18 protein-coding genes and 2 pseudogenes are annotated in these 18,645 nt (G+C 33.7%); 1 reads left to right on the forward strand and 19 read right to left on the reverse strand.

Annotation, left to right across the window (positions count from 1 at the left end; genetic code table 11):
• Positions 1-25 precede the first annotated feature (25 nt).
• The 10 genes from ACYQ3D_RS00840 to ACYQ3D_RS00885 form a co-directional block, all read right to left on the reverse strand.
• The gene (locus ACYQ3D_RS00840) at positions 26-838 is read right to left on the reverse strand and encodes a metal ABC transporter permease (protein WP_459835119.1); all 813 of its coding nucleotides are present in this window, start codon (positions 836-838) and stop codon (positions 26-28) included.
• On the reverse strand, positions 838-1,605 hold the full coding sequence (locus tag ACYQ3D_RS00845; RefSeq protein WP_459835121.1) for a metal ABC transporter ATP-binding protein: 768 nt from the start codon (positions 1,603-1,605) through the stop codon (positions 838-840). Before ACYQ3D_RS00845 ends, ACYQ3D_RS00840 begins: the two co-directional genes overlap by 1 nt.
• On the reverse strand, positions 1,598-2,575 hold the full coding sequence (locus tag ACYQ3D_RS00850) for a metal ABC transporter solute-binding protein, Zn/Mn family (RefSeq protein WP_459835124.1): 978 nt from the start codon (positions 2,573-2,575) through the stop codon (positions 1,598-1,600). The genes ACYQ3D_RS00845 and ACYQ3D_RS00850 overlap by 8 nt, the downstream gene beginning before the upstream one ends.
• Positions 2,576-2,690: 115 nt before the next feature.
• The gene (locus ACYQ3D_RS00855; RefSeq protein WP_459835126.1) at positions 2,691-3,212 is read right to left on the reverse strand and encodes a DUF3793 family protein; all 522 of its coding nucleotides are present in this window, start codon (positions 3,210-3,212) and stop codon (positions 2,691-2,693) included.
• Between the two features lie 105 nt (positions 3,213-3,317).
• A complete protein-coding gene (locus ACYQ3D_RS00860; protein WP_459835129.1) occupies positions 3,318-4,358 on the reverse strand; it encodes a peptidoglycan DD-metalloendopeptidase family protein in 1,041 nt (346 codons plus the stop codon).
• Positions 4,359-4,492: 134 nt separating this feature from the next.
• Positions 4,493-4,993: a hypothetical protein gene (locus tag ACYQ3D_RS00865; protein WP_459835132.1), complete on the reverse strand. Its 501-nt coding sequence runs from the start codon at positions 4,991-4,993 to the stop codon at positions 4,493-4,495.
• A gap of 160 nt (positions 4,994-5,153) precedes the next feature.
• The gene (argF, locus tag ACYQ3D_RS00870) at positions 5,154-6,068 is read right to left on the reverse strand and encodes an ornithine carbamoyltransferase (protein WP_459835135.1); all 915 of its coding nucleotides are present in this window, start codon (positions 6,066-6,068) and stop codon (positions 5,154-5,156) included.
• 596 nt (positions 6,069-6,664) lie between these two features.
• Positions 6,665-7,003 carry a P-II family nitrogen regulator gene (locus tag ACYQ3D_RS00875; RefSeq protein WP_459835137.1) on the reverse strand — a complete coding sequence of 113 codons (339 nt, stop codon included), beginning with the start codon at positions 7,001-7,003 and terminating at the stop codon, positions 6,665-6,667.
• A gap of 188 nt (positions 7,004-7,191) precedes the next feature.
• Positions 7,192-8,547 carry an ammonium transporter gene (locus ACYQ3D_RS00880; protein WP_459835140.1) on the reverse strand — a complete coding sequence of 452 codons (1,356 nt, stop codon included), beginning with the start codon at positions 8,545-8,547 and terminating at the stop codon, positions 7,192-7,194.
• Between the two features lie 34 nt (positions 8,548-8,581).
• Positions 8,582-8,767 (reverse strand): hypothetical protein, encoded by a 186-nt coding sequence (locus tag ACYQ3D_RS00885; protein ID WP_459835142.1) that lies wholly within the window; start codon positions 8,765-8,767, stop codon positions 8,582-8,584.
• Positions 8,768-9,069: 302 nt separating this feature from the next.
• Between ACYQ3D_RS00885 and ACYQ3D_RS00890 the strand changes: the two genes are divergently transcribed.
• A complete protein-coding gene (locus ACYQ3D_RS00890; protein WP_459835144.1) occupies positions 9,070-9,528 on the forward strand; it encodes a hypothetical protein in 459 nt (152 codons plus the stop codon).
• Between the two features lie 34 nt (positions 9,529-9,562).
• On the opposite strand, the gene ACYQ3D_RS00895 is transcribed toward ACYQ3D_RS00890, so the two are convergent.
• The 9 genes and pseudogenes from ACYQ3D_RS00895 to gabT all read right to left on the reverse strand — a co-directional run bounded on the left by ACYQ3D_RS00895 (position 9,563) and on the right by gabT (position 18,526).
• On the reverse strand, positions 9,563-10,285 hold the full coding sequence (locus tag ACYQ3D_RS00895; RefSeq protein WP_459835146.1) for an NAD+ synthase: 723 nt from the start codon (positions 10,283-10,285) through the stop codon (positions 9,563-9,565).
• Between the two features lie 82 nt (positions 10,286-10,367).
• Entirely contained in the window at positions 10,368-10,841 is a 474-nt protein-coding gene (locus tag ACYQ3D_RS00900; RefSeq protein ID WP_459835148.1) for a hypothetical protein, read from the reverse strand.
• 215 nt (positions 10,842-11,056) lie between these two features.
• Positions 11,057-11,413: pseudogene (locus ACYQ3D_RS00905) on the reverse strand (ammonium transporter); the annotation flags it as partial.
• A 32-nt stretch (positions 11,414-11,445) separates the two neighbouring features.
• Positions 11,446-11,586 (reverse strand): hypothetical protein, encoded by a 141-nt coding sequence (locus tag ACYQ3D_RS00910; RefSeq protein ID WP_459835150.1) that lies wholly within the window; start codon positions 11,584-11,586, stop codon positions 11,446-11,448.
• Positions 11,587-12,194: 608 nt separating this feature from the next.
• Positions 12,195-12,701: pseudogene (locus tag ACYQ3D_RS00915) on the reverse strand (dehydrogenase family protein); the annotation flags it as partial.
• Positions 12,702-12,755: 54 nt separating this feature from the next.
• Positions 12,756-13,910: an iron-containing alcohol dehydrogenase gene (locus tag ACYQ3D_RS00920; protein WP_459835152.1), complete on the reverse strand. Its 1,155-nt coding sequence runs from the start codon at positions 13,908-13,910 to the stop codon at positions 12,756-12,758.
• Between the two features lie 44 nt (positions 13,911-13,954).
• On the reverse strand, positions 13,955-15,199 hold the full coding sequence (gene putP / locus ACYQ3D_RS00925) for a sodium/proline symporter PutP (RefSeq protein WP_459835459.1): 1,245 nt from the start codon (positions 15,197-15,199) through the stop codon (positions 13,955-13,957).
• Positions 15,200-15,608: 409 nt separating this feature from the next.
• The gene (locus ACYQ3D_RS00930; protein WP_459835154.1) at positions 15,609-17,108 is read right to left on the reverse strand and encodes an APC family permease; all 1,500 of its coding nucleotides are present in this window, start codon (positions 17,106-17,108) and stop codon (positions 15,609-15,611) included.
• A gap of 89 nt (positions 17,109-17,197) precedes the next feature.
• The gene (gene gabT / locus ACYQ3D_RS00935) at positions 17,198-18,526 is read right to left on the reverse strand and encodes a 4-aminobutyrate--2-oxoglutarate transaminase (protein ID WP_459835156.1); all 1,329 of its coding nucleotides are present in this window, start codon (positions 18,524-18,526) and stop codon (positions 17,198-17,200) included.
• Between the last annotated feature and the right edge of the window lie 119 nt (positions 18,527-18,645).

Here is an 18,645-nt window from a genome sequence, read left to right on the forward strand (position 1 = left end):
CTTATATTACAAATCACACCAAATATCAAGACCAAATTTTAAATGGAAGCTGTTGATAAATAAAAACTACTAGTAACCAGGCTACACTAGCTAAGATAATAGTTCCTCCAGGTGCTAAGTCCTGATAAAAAGAAACTACTAGCCCACAATTAACAGCTACCACTCCAGACAATATACTATAGATGATTGTACTCTTAAAACTAGTAGCTAATTGTAAACCAGCAGCTACTGGTAAAGTAAATAACGAGGCTACTAATAAACCACCAATAATCCGCATCGAAATAGAAACAGTAACTGCCACCAGAATAATAAACAAAGTATTTAGCATAGTCGCTGGTACTCCAGCTAACTTAGCTTCTGCTTCACTAAAAGTTAAAAAGAAAAATCCATAGTAAAAATAAATTACTACGCCTATAATTAGCAGTGCTAATGGAATTATAGTCGCCAAATCAATCCAAGAGACTACAGAAATACTACCAAATAGATAACTAAAGATACCTGAACTATTATTGGAGAGACTAATTAATACAGTAGCTGTTCCTAGTCCAGTTGCTAAAACAATTGATAGTGATAGTTCAGCATAATCCTTATAATTCTGGCGTAATTGTTCAATCCCTAGAGCGGCTAAAATAGAGATTAGCAACGCCATATAAACTGGATAAATTCCTAAAATCATTCCTAAAGCTACTCCAGCTAAGGCTACATGGGATAAAGTATTACCAATCAAAGACAATCTTTTCAGCACTAAAAAGACACCCACTAACGGACAGATGATAGCTACAATATTACCTACTATAAAAGCACGCTGCATAAATGAATAAGTAAATATATCCCACATTATTTATTCTTCACCACCTGATGGTCATGTTCAGGTACTAACATCCTACTAGTTCCTTTGAGTTCTTCTAAATAAGTATTATAGTCAAAATCGGTTGTCTGATGAGTAAACACTTGACCATCGCCAAAGCAGACAACTTTATTAGCTTGATTGCTAACTATATGTATATCATGGGAGATCATAAGGATGGTAATCCCTAACTTCTGATTCAAATAGCCCATTAACTGATAAAAATCTTCTTGTACTTTAGCATCCACTCCTACTAATGGTTCATCTAATAAAATAACCTCCGGGTTAGTAATTAATGTCCGAGCAATAAAAGCTCTTTGTTGTTGACCGCCTGATAATTTGCCTAGCTGTTTGTCCTTATGATCTAACATATCTACTAACTCTAAAGTTTCTGCAATTTTATTCTCCAATTTAGCAGTTAGTAACTTGACAAAGCCCATTTCCTGGTATAAGCTAGCTCCCACAACTTCTTTTACAGTAGCGGGGAAACTGCTATTAAAAGATCTTACTTCTTGCGAAATATAGCCTATTTGATCCCAAGCACTAAAGTCAGTTATTGGCTGACCAAATAATTTTATTTCTCCTGTTATAGGCTGTAACTCATTAATGATTAATTTCAATAAAGTACTCTTGCCTGATCCATTAGGGCCAATTAAAGCTACAAAATCTTCCTCTGCAATTTCTAAATCAATATCCTCTAAAATAATATCTTCTTGGTACCCAAAAGATAAATTATTGATCTCAATTATTTTAGTCATTTTTCTCCCCCACTGCCTGCTCTAAATTCTCCAGATTATCCTCTAACAGAGAAAAATAATCTGCTCCATCTTCTTGTTCTTCCTTAGTCAAACCAGCAATTGGATTTAACGTTAGCACCTTTAATCCTGCTTCTTCAGCTAAAACATTAACTAGTTTAGGATTAGCTAATTTTTCTTTAAAAACATAATCTAACTTATATTCTTTAACCTTTTCAATTAAGTCAGCTAAAGTTCCTGGTGAAGGCTCTTGATGCGGAGCCACTCCAGTTATAGATAACTGTTTAAATTCATATCGATCAGCTAAATAACCAAAAGCAGAATGAGAAACTAAAATATAATTCTGACTGGAGTTAGCTAGGGTATCTTTATATTCCTGATCTAATTGTTCAATTTGCTCTTTGAATTGTTGATAATTTGTCTCATAAACTTGCTTATTAGCCGGATCTAAATCACTAAATTTATCTTTCATTAGCTGAGCAATTTGGTTCATATTCATTGGATTTAGCCAAAGATGAGGATCATATTGCTGAGTATTTTCATCTTCGTGCTCATGTTCATGCTCACTATGGTCTGATTTGAATTTGCGTAATTTAGCATATTCACTAAGTTTAATTGTACTAACTGAATTTTCTTTTAAATTAGTAACTACTTTGTTGGCCCAGGGCTCTAACCCTAATCCATTATAGAATAAAATATCTGCTTGTTCTAATTTAGCTATTTGTTGGGGGGAAGGCCGGTAACTATGTATCTCTGCTCCATTAGGAGTTACTAATCTAAGATCTATCTTATCTCCAGCAATCTTAGTTGCTACATCATATAACGGATAAATACTAGTATAAACTACAGGTTGTTTGGTAGATTTCACCTGTTGGTCTATCGTCTGATTAATTACTAAATTACCAGTGAAAACTGTTAAACCAATTATAATAATTATGACTCCAATTAATAATCCCTTCTTTTTATCTAACATTTTACCACTCCCTAATTTATTATACTTGCAAATAATTTGCATTTAGCGGTTAAATAATACTAGAAATCATTACTGAAGTCAAATCATTTTTACGCAATTATTATTTCCAGACCAACTAGTTATATAAGTAACGATTAATAAATACTCGCTGGGCCAATTTAAATTTATTCTGTCTTAACAAAGAGCTAGTCAGGTCACCATAAATCTTCCAGGCTCCCTTACCTGTCTGTTCTAGATCCACTTCCCCTATAAAACCTAATACATCCTGCAAAGGATAACCCAAAAAGATACCAATTTCATGGGGGAACTCTTCCTTTTGTAATCTATTAGTTAGATGATATAAATAACCAGCTAAAGTATAATTTCTGGGATAACCTAGTTGCTGTAAAAAATCCAAATTCTGTTGCTCAGTAAGTTGTTGATTTAAAGCTAATGGGTGATAAAAAAGTACCTGTAATTTATTCTGTAACCTCCTTAATTCCAATACTCTAATCTGACTATAAGTTGAAATATCTTCTTTGCATTCTTGCCATTTATTATCTTGATCCTCAAAAAAGAGAACATTCCTTAATTCAGCTGGTTTAACCCCTAAAATAGTAGATCCAATCTTCTTAAACAAATTAAATTGGTTAAACAATCTATCCCTCCTATTTTTCTTATTAAGTATTATTTAAAATTTACAACTTACTTAAAAATAATAGGGGCAAATAAAAAAAGAGTGGAATTATTCCACTCTTCTAACTTAATCTAAATATTTCATTGGGTTTACTGGTTTACCATTAACCATCATTCTAAAGTCAAGGTGAGGTCCAGTGCTTCGTCCCGTATTACCAGACTTAGCAATAGTTTCACCTTGTTGAACATACTGACCTGGTCTAACTAACAATTCGGAATTGTGAGCATATAGAGTAACTACTCCATTACCATGGTCTACAGTTACTGTTCTACCAAAACCTTTTACCCAACCACTCTTGAGTACTTCACCTGCTTTGGTAGCTTTAACTGAAGTTCCTCTATCTACAGCTACATCTATTCCTTCGTGAAAATCTTTTTTATGTAAAATAGGATGATTTCTCCATCCAAAATCAGAACTGATTCGTCCTTTAACAGGCCACACAAAGTCTTTATCCACTTCTCTAGTATTTTTAGAAGCACCTGATAAATCAATTACTAACTTAGGCATTTTCATCTTTTGCCCGACTCTAATCTGCGGATTATTCATATCATTGACTTTCTTTATTGTTCGTACTGTAGTATGAAATCTTTCAGCAAGATTATCTAAAGTGTCACCCCGTTTAACTTTATAAGAGGTCATCTTGTAGATATCGGTAACTACAGCTCCACCTAAAGCACTTCTGGGAATTACTAACTTTTGGCCTGGCTGGAGCAAGTTCGAATCTAAATTATTAGCTTTTTTAATCACTTTAACTGGAACACCATAATCTTGGGATAAGTCATATAGGGTATCACCTGGCCTTACTTTATACTTATCATAACGAACTGCTTCTAATAATTTAGTCCAAGTTGTGTCTCCTACTACCCCATCGGCTGGTAGATTACTTTTCTTTTGAAACTGCTTAACAGCTTTTTCTGTGGATGGACCAAAAATGCCATCAATAACTATCTTCTCACCTAACATCACTAAATCTTCTTGTAATTCTCGCACATCTCGCCCATCCATCCCGCGTTCTAGTACTCTAGATTTCGCTTCAACTTGTTGGACAGTTAAAGAAAAAACTAACATAGCTAATAAAAACACTACTGCTAATTGATTGCGCTTCACTATTCATGCCTCCCTACTTTAAATAATTACCTCATCCAGGTATAACCCCCTTATGAAGCTTGTACACACCTATAATTATACCAGATATAACACTAATTTAAAATGGTAATATTACCCTCTATTGTCAATAATTTTTATAATTTCTGTTGTTTATAACTCTCAAAATCTATTACTTTAGCTCCATCTGTTTCTTCTTGCTCTGAGGTAACTTCTGATGTAGAAGAAGGTTTCTCTGCTTCTGCATCCAATAACTCCCCAAATAAATTTTCTAACTCAATTTCCTCTAATTCCTCTTGGCTTTCCATTTTCACTATCTCCGGTTCTTGACTAATTTTACGATAGAGCTCAGCCTCCTGGTCAGACAGAGACTGTCTAAACAGTTCCTCCCGCTCTTTCTTTTTAACTAAAATTTGTTCAAATAATGATCTTTGCGCAGGATCTAGTTGTTCTTTAATCTGATCATTAAAAATCTCATTTAAAATAAATTTAGTCTCTACTAATTGGTTTAAACTCCAATCTCCAATGAATAACTGCTCTACTCCTTCTACAGTATCATTATTCCGCAACGAAGCAATTAACTTATCACACTGAATTGTTTCTCCGTTAGGAAATGTGATTTTTACTTTATTAGACACTACTATTCCCCCTTAGGAAAATTATTATCTGAGTTATTTAGGCTTACACTACATTAATTATAATATACACAAGTATAGCTATTTTGATTATAATAATTCTAAAAAATATCTACTTCCTGTATACTATTTCAACAAATCAATCCCAGTTCCTTGTTTCTAATTATAAAAGTTGAGTCATAATTCCTTTTTGGAGGTGTAATCTATTTTCCGCCTGATCAAATACAACTGATTTATTACTATCAATTATTTTAGCAGTTACTTCTTCGCCTCGATGAGCTGGTAAACAATGCATAAAAATAGCTTTAGGAGTAGCCAACTCCATTAATTCCTGGTTCACCTGATAATTTTTAAAAATAACTTTTCTTTCTTCTGCTTCAGCTTCATCTCCCATGCTAGCCCAGACATCAGTATAAACTACATCAGCTTCTATAATTGCTTCCTTAGGATCTGTTAAAATTTCAACTAGGCTCCCACTCTCACTAGCAAATTCTTCAGCCTTAGCAATCACATCTTCTTGTAATCCATAATCCTGGGGAGTAGCTACCGAAATATCCATTCCTACTTTAGTCGCTGCTAATAGTAAAGAATGAGCCATATTATTTCCATCTCCAACATAAGTCATCTTTAATTTATCTAATACTCCTTGTTTTTCCTGGATAGTAAATAAATCTGCTAGCGCCTGACAAGGATGATATTTATCAGTCAATCCATTAATTACTGGAATAGAACTATGCTTAGCTAATTCTTCCACCTCACTATGAGCATAAGTTCTAATCATAATCCCATCTAGATATCCACTTAATACTTTAGCTGTATCAGCCATTGTTTCTCCTCGACCTAACTGAATATCTCTAGAACTTAAAAAGATACCTTGACCTCCTAATTGATAAATCCCTGTTTCAAATGAAACTCTAGTCCGCGTTGAAGACTTAGCAAAAATCATCCCTAGACTCTTCCCGGCTAAATAGTCTTTTCTCTGTCCTTGCTTCTCTTCTGCTTTTAACTTCTCAGTGACAGTCAATAATTCTTGTATATCAGATAACTTCAAATCAGCAATTGTTAATAGATTCTCCATTCTATCTCCTCCTTATAAATAATTATACATAATAGAGAATAATTATTCAATAGTTTTTATTAATCCTCCTGTTAATATGAAACAATATTGATATAAAGTGGCACTTTTGTGCCACTTTATATCAGCTATCAGCTGTCTGCAAATGGTTTTTATTACGGAAGGTCTGTTTTCTAGACCTGTAGGGTGTGTCGTGAGCAGATCTTCACGGAGAGTCCAAAGGACTCGTAGGAAGTCAAATTCTTCAATTCAAAACCATAGATATAGTTCAGCCCTTTAGAATATAGGAATTATAAGGGTTAGATTTTGAATTTGAATGTTTTGAATTGGCTGACAGCACACAGCACACGACACACGACTGTGTCACCTGCGGTGACACAATATATCAATAAACAAGAAAATCAAAAGAACTATATAACAATAAAATAAAAAGGAGGCAATAAATATGGATTGTTGTAATAGGCAGGAAACAGAAACTAACTATCATCCCCATGGTTGTAAAGAAGATAAGTGCGTTTACTTTGGAAATTAAGCATCAGAAAAAAACTTAATCAATTCAAATAAAAAACCCCCGGAGTAAATTAACCGGGGATAAACTCTTAAACTGCATCTCTACCTCGTTCACCAGTTCTAATTCTGACTGTTTCTTCAATATGGTAAATAAATATTTTCCCATCACCAACTTCATCAGTCCGAGTAGCTTCTATGATTACATCAACTAAGTTATCCACCTTACTTTCTTCTACTACTAACTCTATTTTAATCTTCTCTTTCAACTTAACCTCATACTCTACCCCACGATAAACATCTTTTTTTCCTTTTTGCTTGCCGTAACCAGCAATTTGAGTGATATTTAAACCATTAATCCCTAACTCTTCTGCCGCTGTTATTAATTCTTCTAACTTAGTCGGCCGAATAATACACTCTACTTTCTTCATCTTTATCTCCTCCTCAGTAATTAATTCACAATCTTATAAATGATTAATCTTCTCAACTGTACACAGTTGTGAGTCATGTGTCGTGAGCTGTGGGCTAAATCAAAATCTTCAAACTCAAAATCAAAACCAATCTAATTCCTAGATTTTAGGGGGGGGATTAGATTTATAATTTTGAATTGGCTCATAACTCATAGCTCACGACTATTTTTATTTACTTCTGTTCCATTCTCAACTTTAACCCTCTTCCAGTGTAAAGGAACAAAGTCTGGATAAGATACAGAACCATGTTCTGTCCGATCTAATCCTTCTAACTCTTCTTCTCTAGATACTCGTAAACCTATTGTAGCCTTAATTGTTCTAAATAAGATATAAGCTGTGCCAAAAGTCCAAACCGCTACAGCAACTACACCTGTAAGTTGCGTTAGTAATAAAGATGCTCCACTGCCATACAACAAGCCACCATCAGTAGCAAAGAAACCAACTAATATTGTCCCAAAAGCTCCACAAACTCCATGAACTGCTACAGCACCAACTGGATCATCAATGTGTAACTGATCTATAAATTCAACTGCATATACAATCAATACTCCAGATAAAGCTCCAATAGCTACTGCTCCATAGTTGTTTACTGCAGCACAACCAGCTGTAATTCCTACCAAGCCAGCTAAAGCACCATTTAACGTCATACTTACATCTGCTTTACCATATTTAAGCCAACTTGTAATCATTGCTAAGGTAGCGCCTGCTGCTGCAGCTAGATTAGTAGTTACTGCAATAGCCCCAATACTTAAGTTAGTGCCGGCTACTGTACTACCAGGGTTAAATCCAAACCAACCAAACCATAAAATAAAAACACCTAAAGCAGCCATTAATAAGTTATGACCAGGCATTGCGTTAATAGAACCGTCTTCATTATACTTCCCAATCCTTGGCCCTAAAACTATTGCTCCGGCTAAAGCAGCCCAACCACCTACAGAGTGGACAACTGTTGATCCCGCAAAATCAACCATACCTGACAACCAGCCACCACCCCAAATCCAATGCCCTACTACAGGATAAATAATCCCAGTAATTACTACACTATAAGCAATATAGCCACTATATTTAGTCCGTTCAGCCATTGCTCCTGATACAATAGTTGCTGCTGTAGCAGCAAAAACTGCTTGGAAAAGCCAATAAGCTGGTAGTGGAATACTTAAACCTAAATGAGCAAAATCACCACTTAAAAAGAATCCATCAGTTCCTATAAATGAATTACCTGCTCCATACATGAAAGCAAAACCACAGAACCAATAAAGTAAAGACCCTAAAGAAAAGTCCATTAAATTCTTCATAATAATATTTCCTGCGTTCTTGGCCCGAGTAAATCCAGCTTCTACCATTGCAAATCCAGCCTGCATAAAGAAAACTAAAAATGCTGCTAAAAGAGTCCACATTGTATCAATTGCTACTGCATTACTCTCTGCTACTGATTCAGCTGCCCATCCTACTGACGACAAACATAAGACCATTACCATTGTTAAAATAACTACTCTACTTCTCATTTTTATTCCCCTTTCTTATAATAAAATTATATTGTTAATGCTCTGTCGTAAACCAATTTTCAATACTTTCTGAAACAATTCTAGAGGCATCAATTACTTTTACTTCAGGAGTTTCAACTCTGGCTGGATTGACAAATATTTGTCCATTCTTAATACCAACATCACCTTTTTGACTTCCTTTGTTTGTAGTGACATTCCCATTCTTAATAATTAAACACATCATTATCACCCCTGAAAAATTATAATAAACTTATTTTCTTATCCCAACCCCTCTTGTCAATGTCATCTTTATGTTAATTATATGTTAAGTATAAATGAATCGTTACAAAAAGTCAAATTATATTCTCTTTCTTCAGTTTAAAATTCATTTATTTTCCAATAAGTTAACATCATATTTTACATCAGCTACTAATTTAATTAATATTCTCAGCAATTAAAAATAATAGATACAGCTAAAAGAAGTATATTAATAACTAATAATCATTACAATAGATAGTGAAAAAATCAAAGGAGAGGCTAGTTATGAAAATTAATGATTCTATAGCTCTAGGAGTTTATAGTGGCATAGTAGCTAGTATTATCCAAATGATATTAAATGTTATTCTAAAAGAACTAGGGTTAGTTGCTTATTACTTACCACAAATTTCCGGAAGTGTATTTTTACTTGAAAAATTTACTGATGATCCTCTAGGATTTGCTTTAGGACCAGTTGTGTGGCTTTTAACTGGCGGTAGCTTAGGAATTATAATAGTTTATCTTTTTAAAATAACTGGTACAGATCACTGGTGGCTTAAAGGAATTTTAGTTTCTAATGTGTTAATGTATATTGGAATATATGGCATTCTGTTTAACTTAGGTGGCGCTGAAATAGTACCTTACGACATTACAACCAACTTACATGTTTTTATCCAAGATCTCCTATTTGGTTTAACAACAGCTTATTTAATTATTCGCTGGGGAAATAAAGTTCTAGAGAAATAATAAAAATATTAACAAGTATTACTAGCCAATTCCCTTAAGGATGAAAGATTGGAGGCATTTCTAATTTATGTCGGTTTTTCTCTGCTAACTCATTAACTACTTCCTTAACCTCTTTACCCCCTTGACCAGTTAAGATATACTTATCTATTTCTTCGTAACTTACTCCTAATTCAGCTTCATCTGTTTGCCCTTTCCATAAACCTGCAGATGGAGCTTTAGTAATAATTTTATCTGGTACTCCTAATACATTAGCTATTTCTCTAACTTCAGTTTTAACCAGACCGCCTAAGGGCGCTAAATCAATTCCTCCATCACCATACTTAGTAAAATAGCCTAATTTTAATTCACTACGATTATCTGTCCCAATTACTAAACTATTTCTTAAATTAGCATAATAATAAAGAGTAGTCATTCTTAATCTAGGCTTTATATTAGCTACTGCTAAATTATCCCTTGCAGCATCCAATCTAGCAAGTAAATTATTAAAGGTATCAGTTAAATCAATCACCTGATAATCAATACCAAACTTTTCTGCTACTAACTTAGCATCTTCAGCATCCTGAGAATTACTTTCACAAGGCATAATCAAACCCAACACATTATCAGGAAAAGCTTGCTTAGATAAAACAGCAGTCACTGAAGAGTCAATCCCTCCTGATAAACCTACAACTGCTCCTTCACACCCTGCTTCTAGAACTTGCTTTTCAATCCACTTTACTAATTTATCAGTAACCGCCTGATAATCTTTAGTTAACATTATATACTCACCCCTATTAGGTTTAATAAAATATTAATTTAATCACCACTACTCAATTTAGATCTTTCTAAAGGCCGATTTTCTAAAAGATAATATAAATACTAAATCCTGCTATATTATTTTTCAATTCCTCTACCATATTAGCCAATCTTTCTGCTGAAATCATAAGATTTGGCGACATATTTCTAATATCCCCAGTACCTTCCTTTACATTTTCACTTTTAACAGATAAGTTCTGAGCATCAGCAGATGTTTGATCAATATTAACAGAAGTTTCTCCAATATACTGCTCCACTTCACTGAAGGACTTTACTGCCTTCTTAATTACTCTTTTACCTGTTTCCGCTTCAAGAATAGATTTCAAACTAGCTTCAGATTTATTATTTAATTGGTTAATTAAACTAACACTATGTTCAATGGAATTATTAATACCCTCTATTCGATCAATGGCTTCTTCTAAATTATTGCTGCTACTTTCTGTCTGTACCGTAGCCTGATTAGATAAAGCATTGGCTTCCTGGCTACTAGCAGAAATCTGTTGAATACTATCTATCACCCTCAAGAGCTGTCTCAGTAATAGAATCCCCCTCTTGCGCTGAAGCAAATAACTGCTGACTATAACTAGATAAATTTTCAAGCAGTTCAGATAAATCAGAAATTAAAGAACTAATTTGCTCATTAGTCTGGTTGAAAGTTTTAAGTAAACCTCCACCATAAAAGTAGCCTTTTTGAGTTGCAAATAAACCAACTAATAAAGTACCTACAGAGCCTACCCCAAATCCAATGACCTATTACAGAATAAATAAAACCACTAATTATTAAACTATAAATTAAATATCCACTAAACTTAGTTCTACCTGCCATAGCACCAGATACTATTGTAGCTGCTGTACCTGCAAAAACAGCCTAAAAAATCCATTAATTTTTTCATAATAATATTTTCTAAATTTTTAGCTTGGGTAAAACCAGCCTCCACCATTGCAAAACCTGCCTGCATAAAAAAACTAAAAAAGATGCTAAAAGAGTCCACATCGTACAAATTGCTATTGCTTCCTCAGTTCTAGTTCCAGCAGCTTGACTTATTGGAGATAGAGAAAGAAAAACTACTAAAATTAATAATATAACCATGCTCATTTTTGACACCTCTTGCTTTGAATAATCTAATACAATCTTTTATTATTTCTCTTTTTCTTGGGGGATTTTTTAAAATGGCAACACTGATCAGTTAAATAAACATGACAACCTAACTTATTACAGAAAAACCTACTATAAACAAAATAGGCACAATTCATACAGTTCATATTGACCCCTCCTAACTTAATAAAAGTCTAACCAAAGTAGAAACTAACAAGCTTATAACATCTAAAAAAGGAAACTATTAATAGCATAGATATTTAATATGTTAACTTTATGTAAATTATATGTGGTTTAAATAGTTATGTCAAGAATATACTTTAATTTCTTACACTAACTTAACACAAAAAGAGATAAAAATAATTGCTGTCCCCTGATAAATATTTTTAAATAAATTCTCCATCTTCTCTTTATCTACAGAACAGTGGATTAGTTAAAGTGCAACTATCCTGCAATGCTCGCTCAACTATCAAATCAAATTGATCTGTAAATTCTTCTTTAGAAATATCAAGCTTTTTAATACTTAATCGAAGCTGTAAATTTAGGCTCTAAAATAGCTAAATCAAAAATAGCATCCTCTGATCTGATTCCTTAATATTGCATTTCAGGCATTAAAAAAGGCTAAGAGCATTGGCCCTTAGCCTTAACTTATTATTTATCTCTTTCTAAAATCAAACACGAAGTTTATATCAATAGTACGAGTTTAGTCTATTAGTCGCTCTATCTAAATTTAATTTCTAAATTATATTTAGATCATTTCAAAAACTAACCTTCTTTAAACAACACCTTGGGCCAACATTACATTAGCCACCTTTAAGAAACCAGCTATATTAGCACCGGCAACCAAATCTCCTTCTTTACCATACTCTTTAGCTGTATCTCGAGAAGTTCTATAAATATCAACCATAATCTCTTGTAAGGTAGCATCAACCTTTTCAAGGCTCCAAGAATCCCACATGGCATTTTGAGTCATTTCAATAGCAGAAGTAGCCACTCCGCCAGCATTAGCAGCTTTACCTGGAATAAAGAATATATCACTATCTGAAAATACTTCTACTGCTTCTGGAGTAGAAGGCATATTAGCCCCCTCTCCTACAACAATTACATCATTCTCTACAAGAATTTTAGCAGCCTCTTCATCTAATTCATTTTGAGTAGCACAAGGCAGAACTATATCAGCTTCAACTTCCCAAATAGCAGAACTATCTTCTACAAATTGGGCAGAACAATGTTCTTCAGCATAATCTTTAACTCGTTTTCTTTCCACTTCTTTTAGCCTCTTACATGATTTTTTTAGTATATTTACTCACTTAACTTCTCCCCTTTATGTACATTATTAAAAATCAATCTTCTTCCCTTCATAAATATATTCAAATAATTTCTTCATCTCTTCTTCATTAATAGAGCGTGGATTAGTTGAAGTACAACCATCTCCTAAAGCTCGTTCAATTATAATATCTAATTCTGCTTTAAATTCATCTTCAGAAATATCCACTTCTTTAATACTAGCTGGAATCTCCAATTCTTTATTCAACTCTTTGACTGCTACAGCCAAATCATCAACATCTAACTTCTTAGCTAATAGATCATATTTTTCCTTTGCTTCTTCTACTCGATTATTATACTGAACTACATAAGGTAAAATTAATGCATTAGCTAACCCATGCGGTACTCCAAAAATTCCACCCAATTGATGAGCCATACTATGTACTATACCTAAACTAACATTAGAAAAAGCCATTCCAGCTATATTCTGATAGTTAAGCATCTTTTCTCGATATTCTAAATTATCAGGATTAGCAAAAGCTAATGGTAAAAACTCAAAGATCCCCTCTAAAGCACCTGACGCTAAAACATCACTAAAGTCATTAGCTTTTAAAGAAACATATGCTTCTAGAGCATGAGTAAAAGCATCCATTCCAGTAGCCGCTGTCAACCAAGCAGGCATCGAAGCTGTAAATTTAGGCTCTAAAATAGCTAAATCAGGAATAGCATCCTCTGATCTGATTCCTTTCTTTATCTTTTTCTCTTTATCCTTAATAACCATCGCTTTTGTAACTTCACTAGCTGTTCCACTAGTAGTAGGAATAGCTACAAATTTAGCCTTATTTCTAAGTGGCGGAATATCAACCAAATCTAATGTATTAGCAAAATCTAAATCTGGATGTTCATAAAAGATCCACATAGCTTTAGCAGCATCAATTGGTGAGCCCCCTCCAATAGCTACTATATAGTCAGGGGCAAATTCCTCCATAGCAGAAGTACCCTTTCTAACTGTTTCAATACTAGGATCAGGCTCTACCTCCTCAAAAGAAGCAACTTCTAATCCACCAGCTTCTAACTTACTGATGACCTGATCTAAATATCCCATTTTTTTAATTGTTGATCCACCTGTTACAATAAAAGCTTTTTCTCCATCTAAATTAGTTAATACTTCAATGCTTTCTTGACCAAATATTACTTTTTCTCCATGCAATTTAATACTATTCATTAATCACAACTCCCTTAGATAAGATTTTATCAATATAAATTTCATTAATTATTTATTTCTTCTTTCTTATCAAAAATCTCATTAACTTCATCAAATTCTACTAAAACTTCTTCATTCTCCTGTCCTACTACAACATTTACAGCAAAGATAGTAACTGAATTAGCAATAAATCCAGGTACAATTTCATACATTAAACTACCATATCCTAATTCTTTCCATACTATCAAAATAATAGTTCCGGTAATCATTCCTGCCAAAGCAGATTTCCAAGTTGTATTTCGGGAAAATAAAGAAAATAATACCACTGGCCCAAAAGCAGCGCCAAATCCTCCCCAAGCATAAGCGACTAAACCTAAAACTGTACTTGAAGGATTCATAGCTAAGAAAAAAGCAACAATAGAAATCAATAAGACACAGGCCCTTCCAACCCACATCAACTCATTCTCTGAAGCATCTTTTTTAATCACTTTACTATAAAAATCTTCTGTTAAAATAGATGACGATACTAATAATTGAGAATCAATAGTAGACATAACAGCTGAAAGAACAGCTGCTAATAACATTCCTCCTATCCATGGGTTAAATAATTGTCTAATCATTTCAATAAATACTCGTTCACTATCACCTATTTCTGGAAACATAGGAATTGAAATTAATCCTACTATTACTGATCCAATTAAAGAAATGAATACCCAACCAATAGCTATCTTTTGAGCTTTAGAAATATTCTTAACCGAATCAATCCCCATAAATCTAGCTAAAATATGTGGTTGCCCAAAGTAACCTAGTCCCCAAGCCATTGTTGAAATAATCGCCACTAATGAAAAATCTTGTGGAATTAAATTCACTGATATTTCCTTAACTGCCATTGCATCAGAAATTCCAGCTACACCACCAACATTACTATAAGCTAAAAATGGCACAATAGTAATAGCTAAAAACATCAAAATCCCTTGAAATAAATCTGTCCAACAAACTGCCATAAAGCCACCTAAAAAAGTGTATAATACAATTACCAATCCACCAAAACTAACTGCCAACGTATAATCAACATTAAATAAAGTTTCAAATAACTTCCCAGCTGCTACTAACCCCGAAGCTGAATAAATAGTAAAGAAAAACAAAGTAATTACTGCTGCTAAAGTTCGCATTATACCTGTTGGATCTTTAAATCTATCCTCAAAATAAGATGGTAAAGTCATAGAATCAGTTTTTTCTGTATAAGCTCTTAGTCTTCCTGATACAAACTTCCAATTTAAAAATGTTCCAATAAAGAGACCAATTGCAATCTAAGCCTGACTCATTATTACTCTTTTTTAGGCTATTATTTCATTTTAAAGTCTTATATCTATCTAGAATGTGGCTTAATTGATATAAAGTGGCACTTTCGTGCCACTTTATATCAGCTATCAGCTGTCTGCAAATGGTTTTTATTACGGAAGGTCTGTTTTCTAGACCTGTAGGGTGTGTCGTGAGCAGATCTTCACGGAGAGTCCAAAGGACTCGTAGGAAGTCAAATTCTTCAATTCAAAACCATAGATATAGTTCAGCCCTTTAGAATATAGGAATTATAAGGGTTAGGTTTTGAATTTGAATGTTTTGAATTGGCTGACAGCTCATAGCAGATAGCTGACAACTGTGTCACCTGTGGTGACACAATATATCAATATTGTTTCACTTTAAAATCGGATATTTATACTACCCTACCATTTCTTGCGTACTATTTTCCTCTTTTGAACTACCAAATAATAAATACTCACGTTGAATTTCACTAATAGATTTTCTGTTATCATTTGCTAACCAATAAAATCCTGCTCCTAGTAAAATCCAAGCTCCAACTAGTAACCATTCAGAAGGCCAAGCTATTGCACCTGGACTACCAGGAATAACTAATACAGAAGTAAAAATTAAAGAAGTAAAGCAACCAATTAAAGCCATTGTTCTACCACCAAACATCTTATATGGTCGATTCATATCAGGAGCTTCATCTCTTAATTTAACTGCTGCTAAACAGACAGAAAACCAAACTGTCATAAATGCTAATGAGCCTACATTAACTAATGGTAAAATAAGAGCCGAACCAATAAACGGGCCAATAATAGTTAACGCTCCTACAAAAGCTATAGCTACAGCAGGTGTTTCATGCTTAGGATGTACTTTAGCAAATACTTCGGGAATTAATCTAGCCCGACCTAAAGCAAATAAAACTCTAGTCGCTGCCATAAAGAAAGAATTAAAGGTAGTTATAATTCCTGCAATTGCTGAGATTAAAACTACATTAGCTATAAGGTCATACTCTAATACAATTCTAAAAGCATCAGCAGCTGGAAATTCTAAATCAACTAATTGTTGCCATGGAGTTGCCATACTTACAGCAGTAATAGTTAGAATATAAAAAATACCTCCAGCTAAGATGGCTATAGCAATTACTTTACCTAAACTACCGTAATTAATTCCTTCTTCCCCTTCTTCTGCTCCTTGTGGAATTGTCCCAAAACCAGCAAAGAAGAAAGGTGCTATTGCTAACACAGAAATAATTCCAGCTAAACCACCAAAACCTTGCCCCTTCATAGTAAGTAATGGCTTTAAATTAGCACTATCACCTGTAAATAGACCAGTAGCTATAAATGCTAAAGCACAAACCATTAAAAATCTAGTTAAATAACTCTGAAATTTAGCAGCCTTACTAAGCCCAAAATAATTTACAGTAATTATCAACCCTGAAGTTAATAAACTAATTAATAATAAAGGACCATAAATAGTAAATCCATTAACAGTGTATAATGGCATTGACTTTAAAGGAGGAACTAAATCCCCCATTAACTTCCCAATTGCCACTGCCTCCCAAGGGGATAAAATAGTATACGCTAAGGCCATAGCCCAACCAGTAAAAAATGACGGCAAAGTTCCAAAAGACTTATAACTAAATGCCATCTCTCCTCCTGCTACTGGCATAGCAGATGTTAGTTCGCCATATGCTAAACCAATTGGAATCAACATTAAAGCTGCAGCTAAGAAAGCCAAAATTGCTCCTAAAGGACCTCCTGCTGTATCAATCCAACTACCTATTACAATCACCCAACCAACTCCAACCATTGCTCCAAAACCTAAAGTAAAATAATCAAAAATACTCATAACCTTACCTAACTGATTTCTTTCTACCTGCTCAGCCTCTTCTTGTAATAGATCTGTACTCATCTCTTCTCTCCTCCTCTATTAATCTAATTTAAAATAAAACTTTATATCAATTAAATTGTATTCTAATATCTGAAATGAAATATTATAAATTATAGAGAAACTTCAGCAATAGCTTTTTCTAATATATTTAACCCCTCTTCTAATTCTTCTTCACTAATTACTAAGGGGGCTAAAAATCGAATTACATTATTATATATCCCAGCACCAACAACAATCAAACCCTGCTGATAACATTCTTCTATGATTTTATTCCTCTCCTCCGCAGCTGGTTCTTTAGTTTCTCTATCTTGTACTAGTTCAATACCTAACATAAAACCTTTGCCTCTTACATCACCAATAATAGAATAATTATCTTTTAACTCTTCTAATCTATTTCTCATAATTTTTCCCAACTTCTTAGAACGCTCAACTAGATTTTCTTGCTCAATTATTTCTAATACTTTCAATCCAGCTACACAACTTAGCGGATTCCCTCCATAAGTCCCTCCAATCTCACCTTGACCAGGAGCATCCATAATCTCTTGTTTACCTATCACTACACTAAGTGGCATCCCTCCAGCTATAGACTTAGCAGTAGCAATTAAATCTGGTTCAATTTCATAATCTTCTGTAGCAAATAGCTCTCCTGTTCTAGCAAATCCAGTCTGTACTTCATCAGCAATAAGTAAGATATCATTTTCTTCACATATTTTTTTAATACCCTGTATAAATTCCTGAGGTGGAGCAATAAATCCACCTTCTCCTTGAACAGGCTCCATTACAACTGCTGCAATTTCATCAGCTGGAATCTCTTGCTTAAATAGATTTTTAAAATTTGTTATACATTTCATATTACACTCTGGATACTCTAATCCATGAGAACAGCGATAACAATAAGCATAAGGAACCTTATATGTTTCTGGAGCAAAAGGGCCAAAACCATACTTATAAGGCTTTACTTTACTAGTTAGAGACATAGTCATTAAGGTCCGTCCATGAAATCCACAATCAAAAGAAACAACAGCAGATTTTCCTGTATACTTTTTAGCTATCTTAACAGCATTCTCAACAGCTTCTGCTCCACTATTAGCAAACATAGTCTTTTTAGAACTAGAACCTGGAGCAAGTTGTGATAATTTCTTAGCCAACTCAATATAAGATTCATATGGTGCTACATGAAAACAAGTATGAATTAATTCCTCAGCCTGTTCCTTAATCCCCTCAACCACCTGAGGAGCATTATGTCCTACATTAAGAACTCCAATCCCCCCTGCAAAATCTATAAATTGATTACCATCTACATCTTCTAAAGTAACTCCTTTAGCTTTTTGGGCAAAAGTAGATGTTACATTATAAGCTCCCTGAGGAACATACTTATTTCTCTTTTCCATTAATTCTTTCGATTTTGGCCCTGGCAATTCTGTCTTTAAATTAATCATTTTAATCCCTCCTAAAATTTAATTGCATTTATAAAATTTGTGATAAAAATTCATTAGTTCGCTTTTGTTCTGGAGAATTAAAAAATTTCAATGATTTTTCACTTTTACTATCATCTGAT

This window comes from Halanaerobaculum tunisiense (assembly GCF_054657635.1).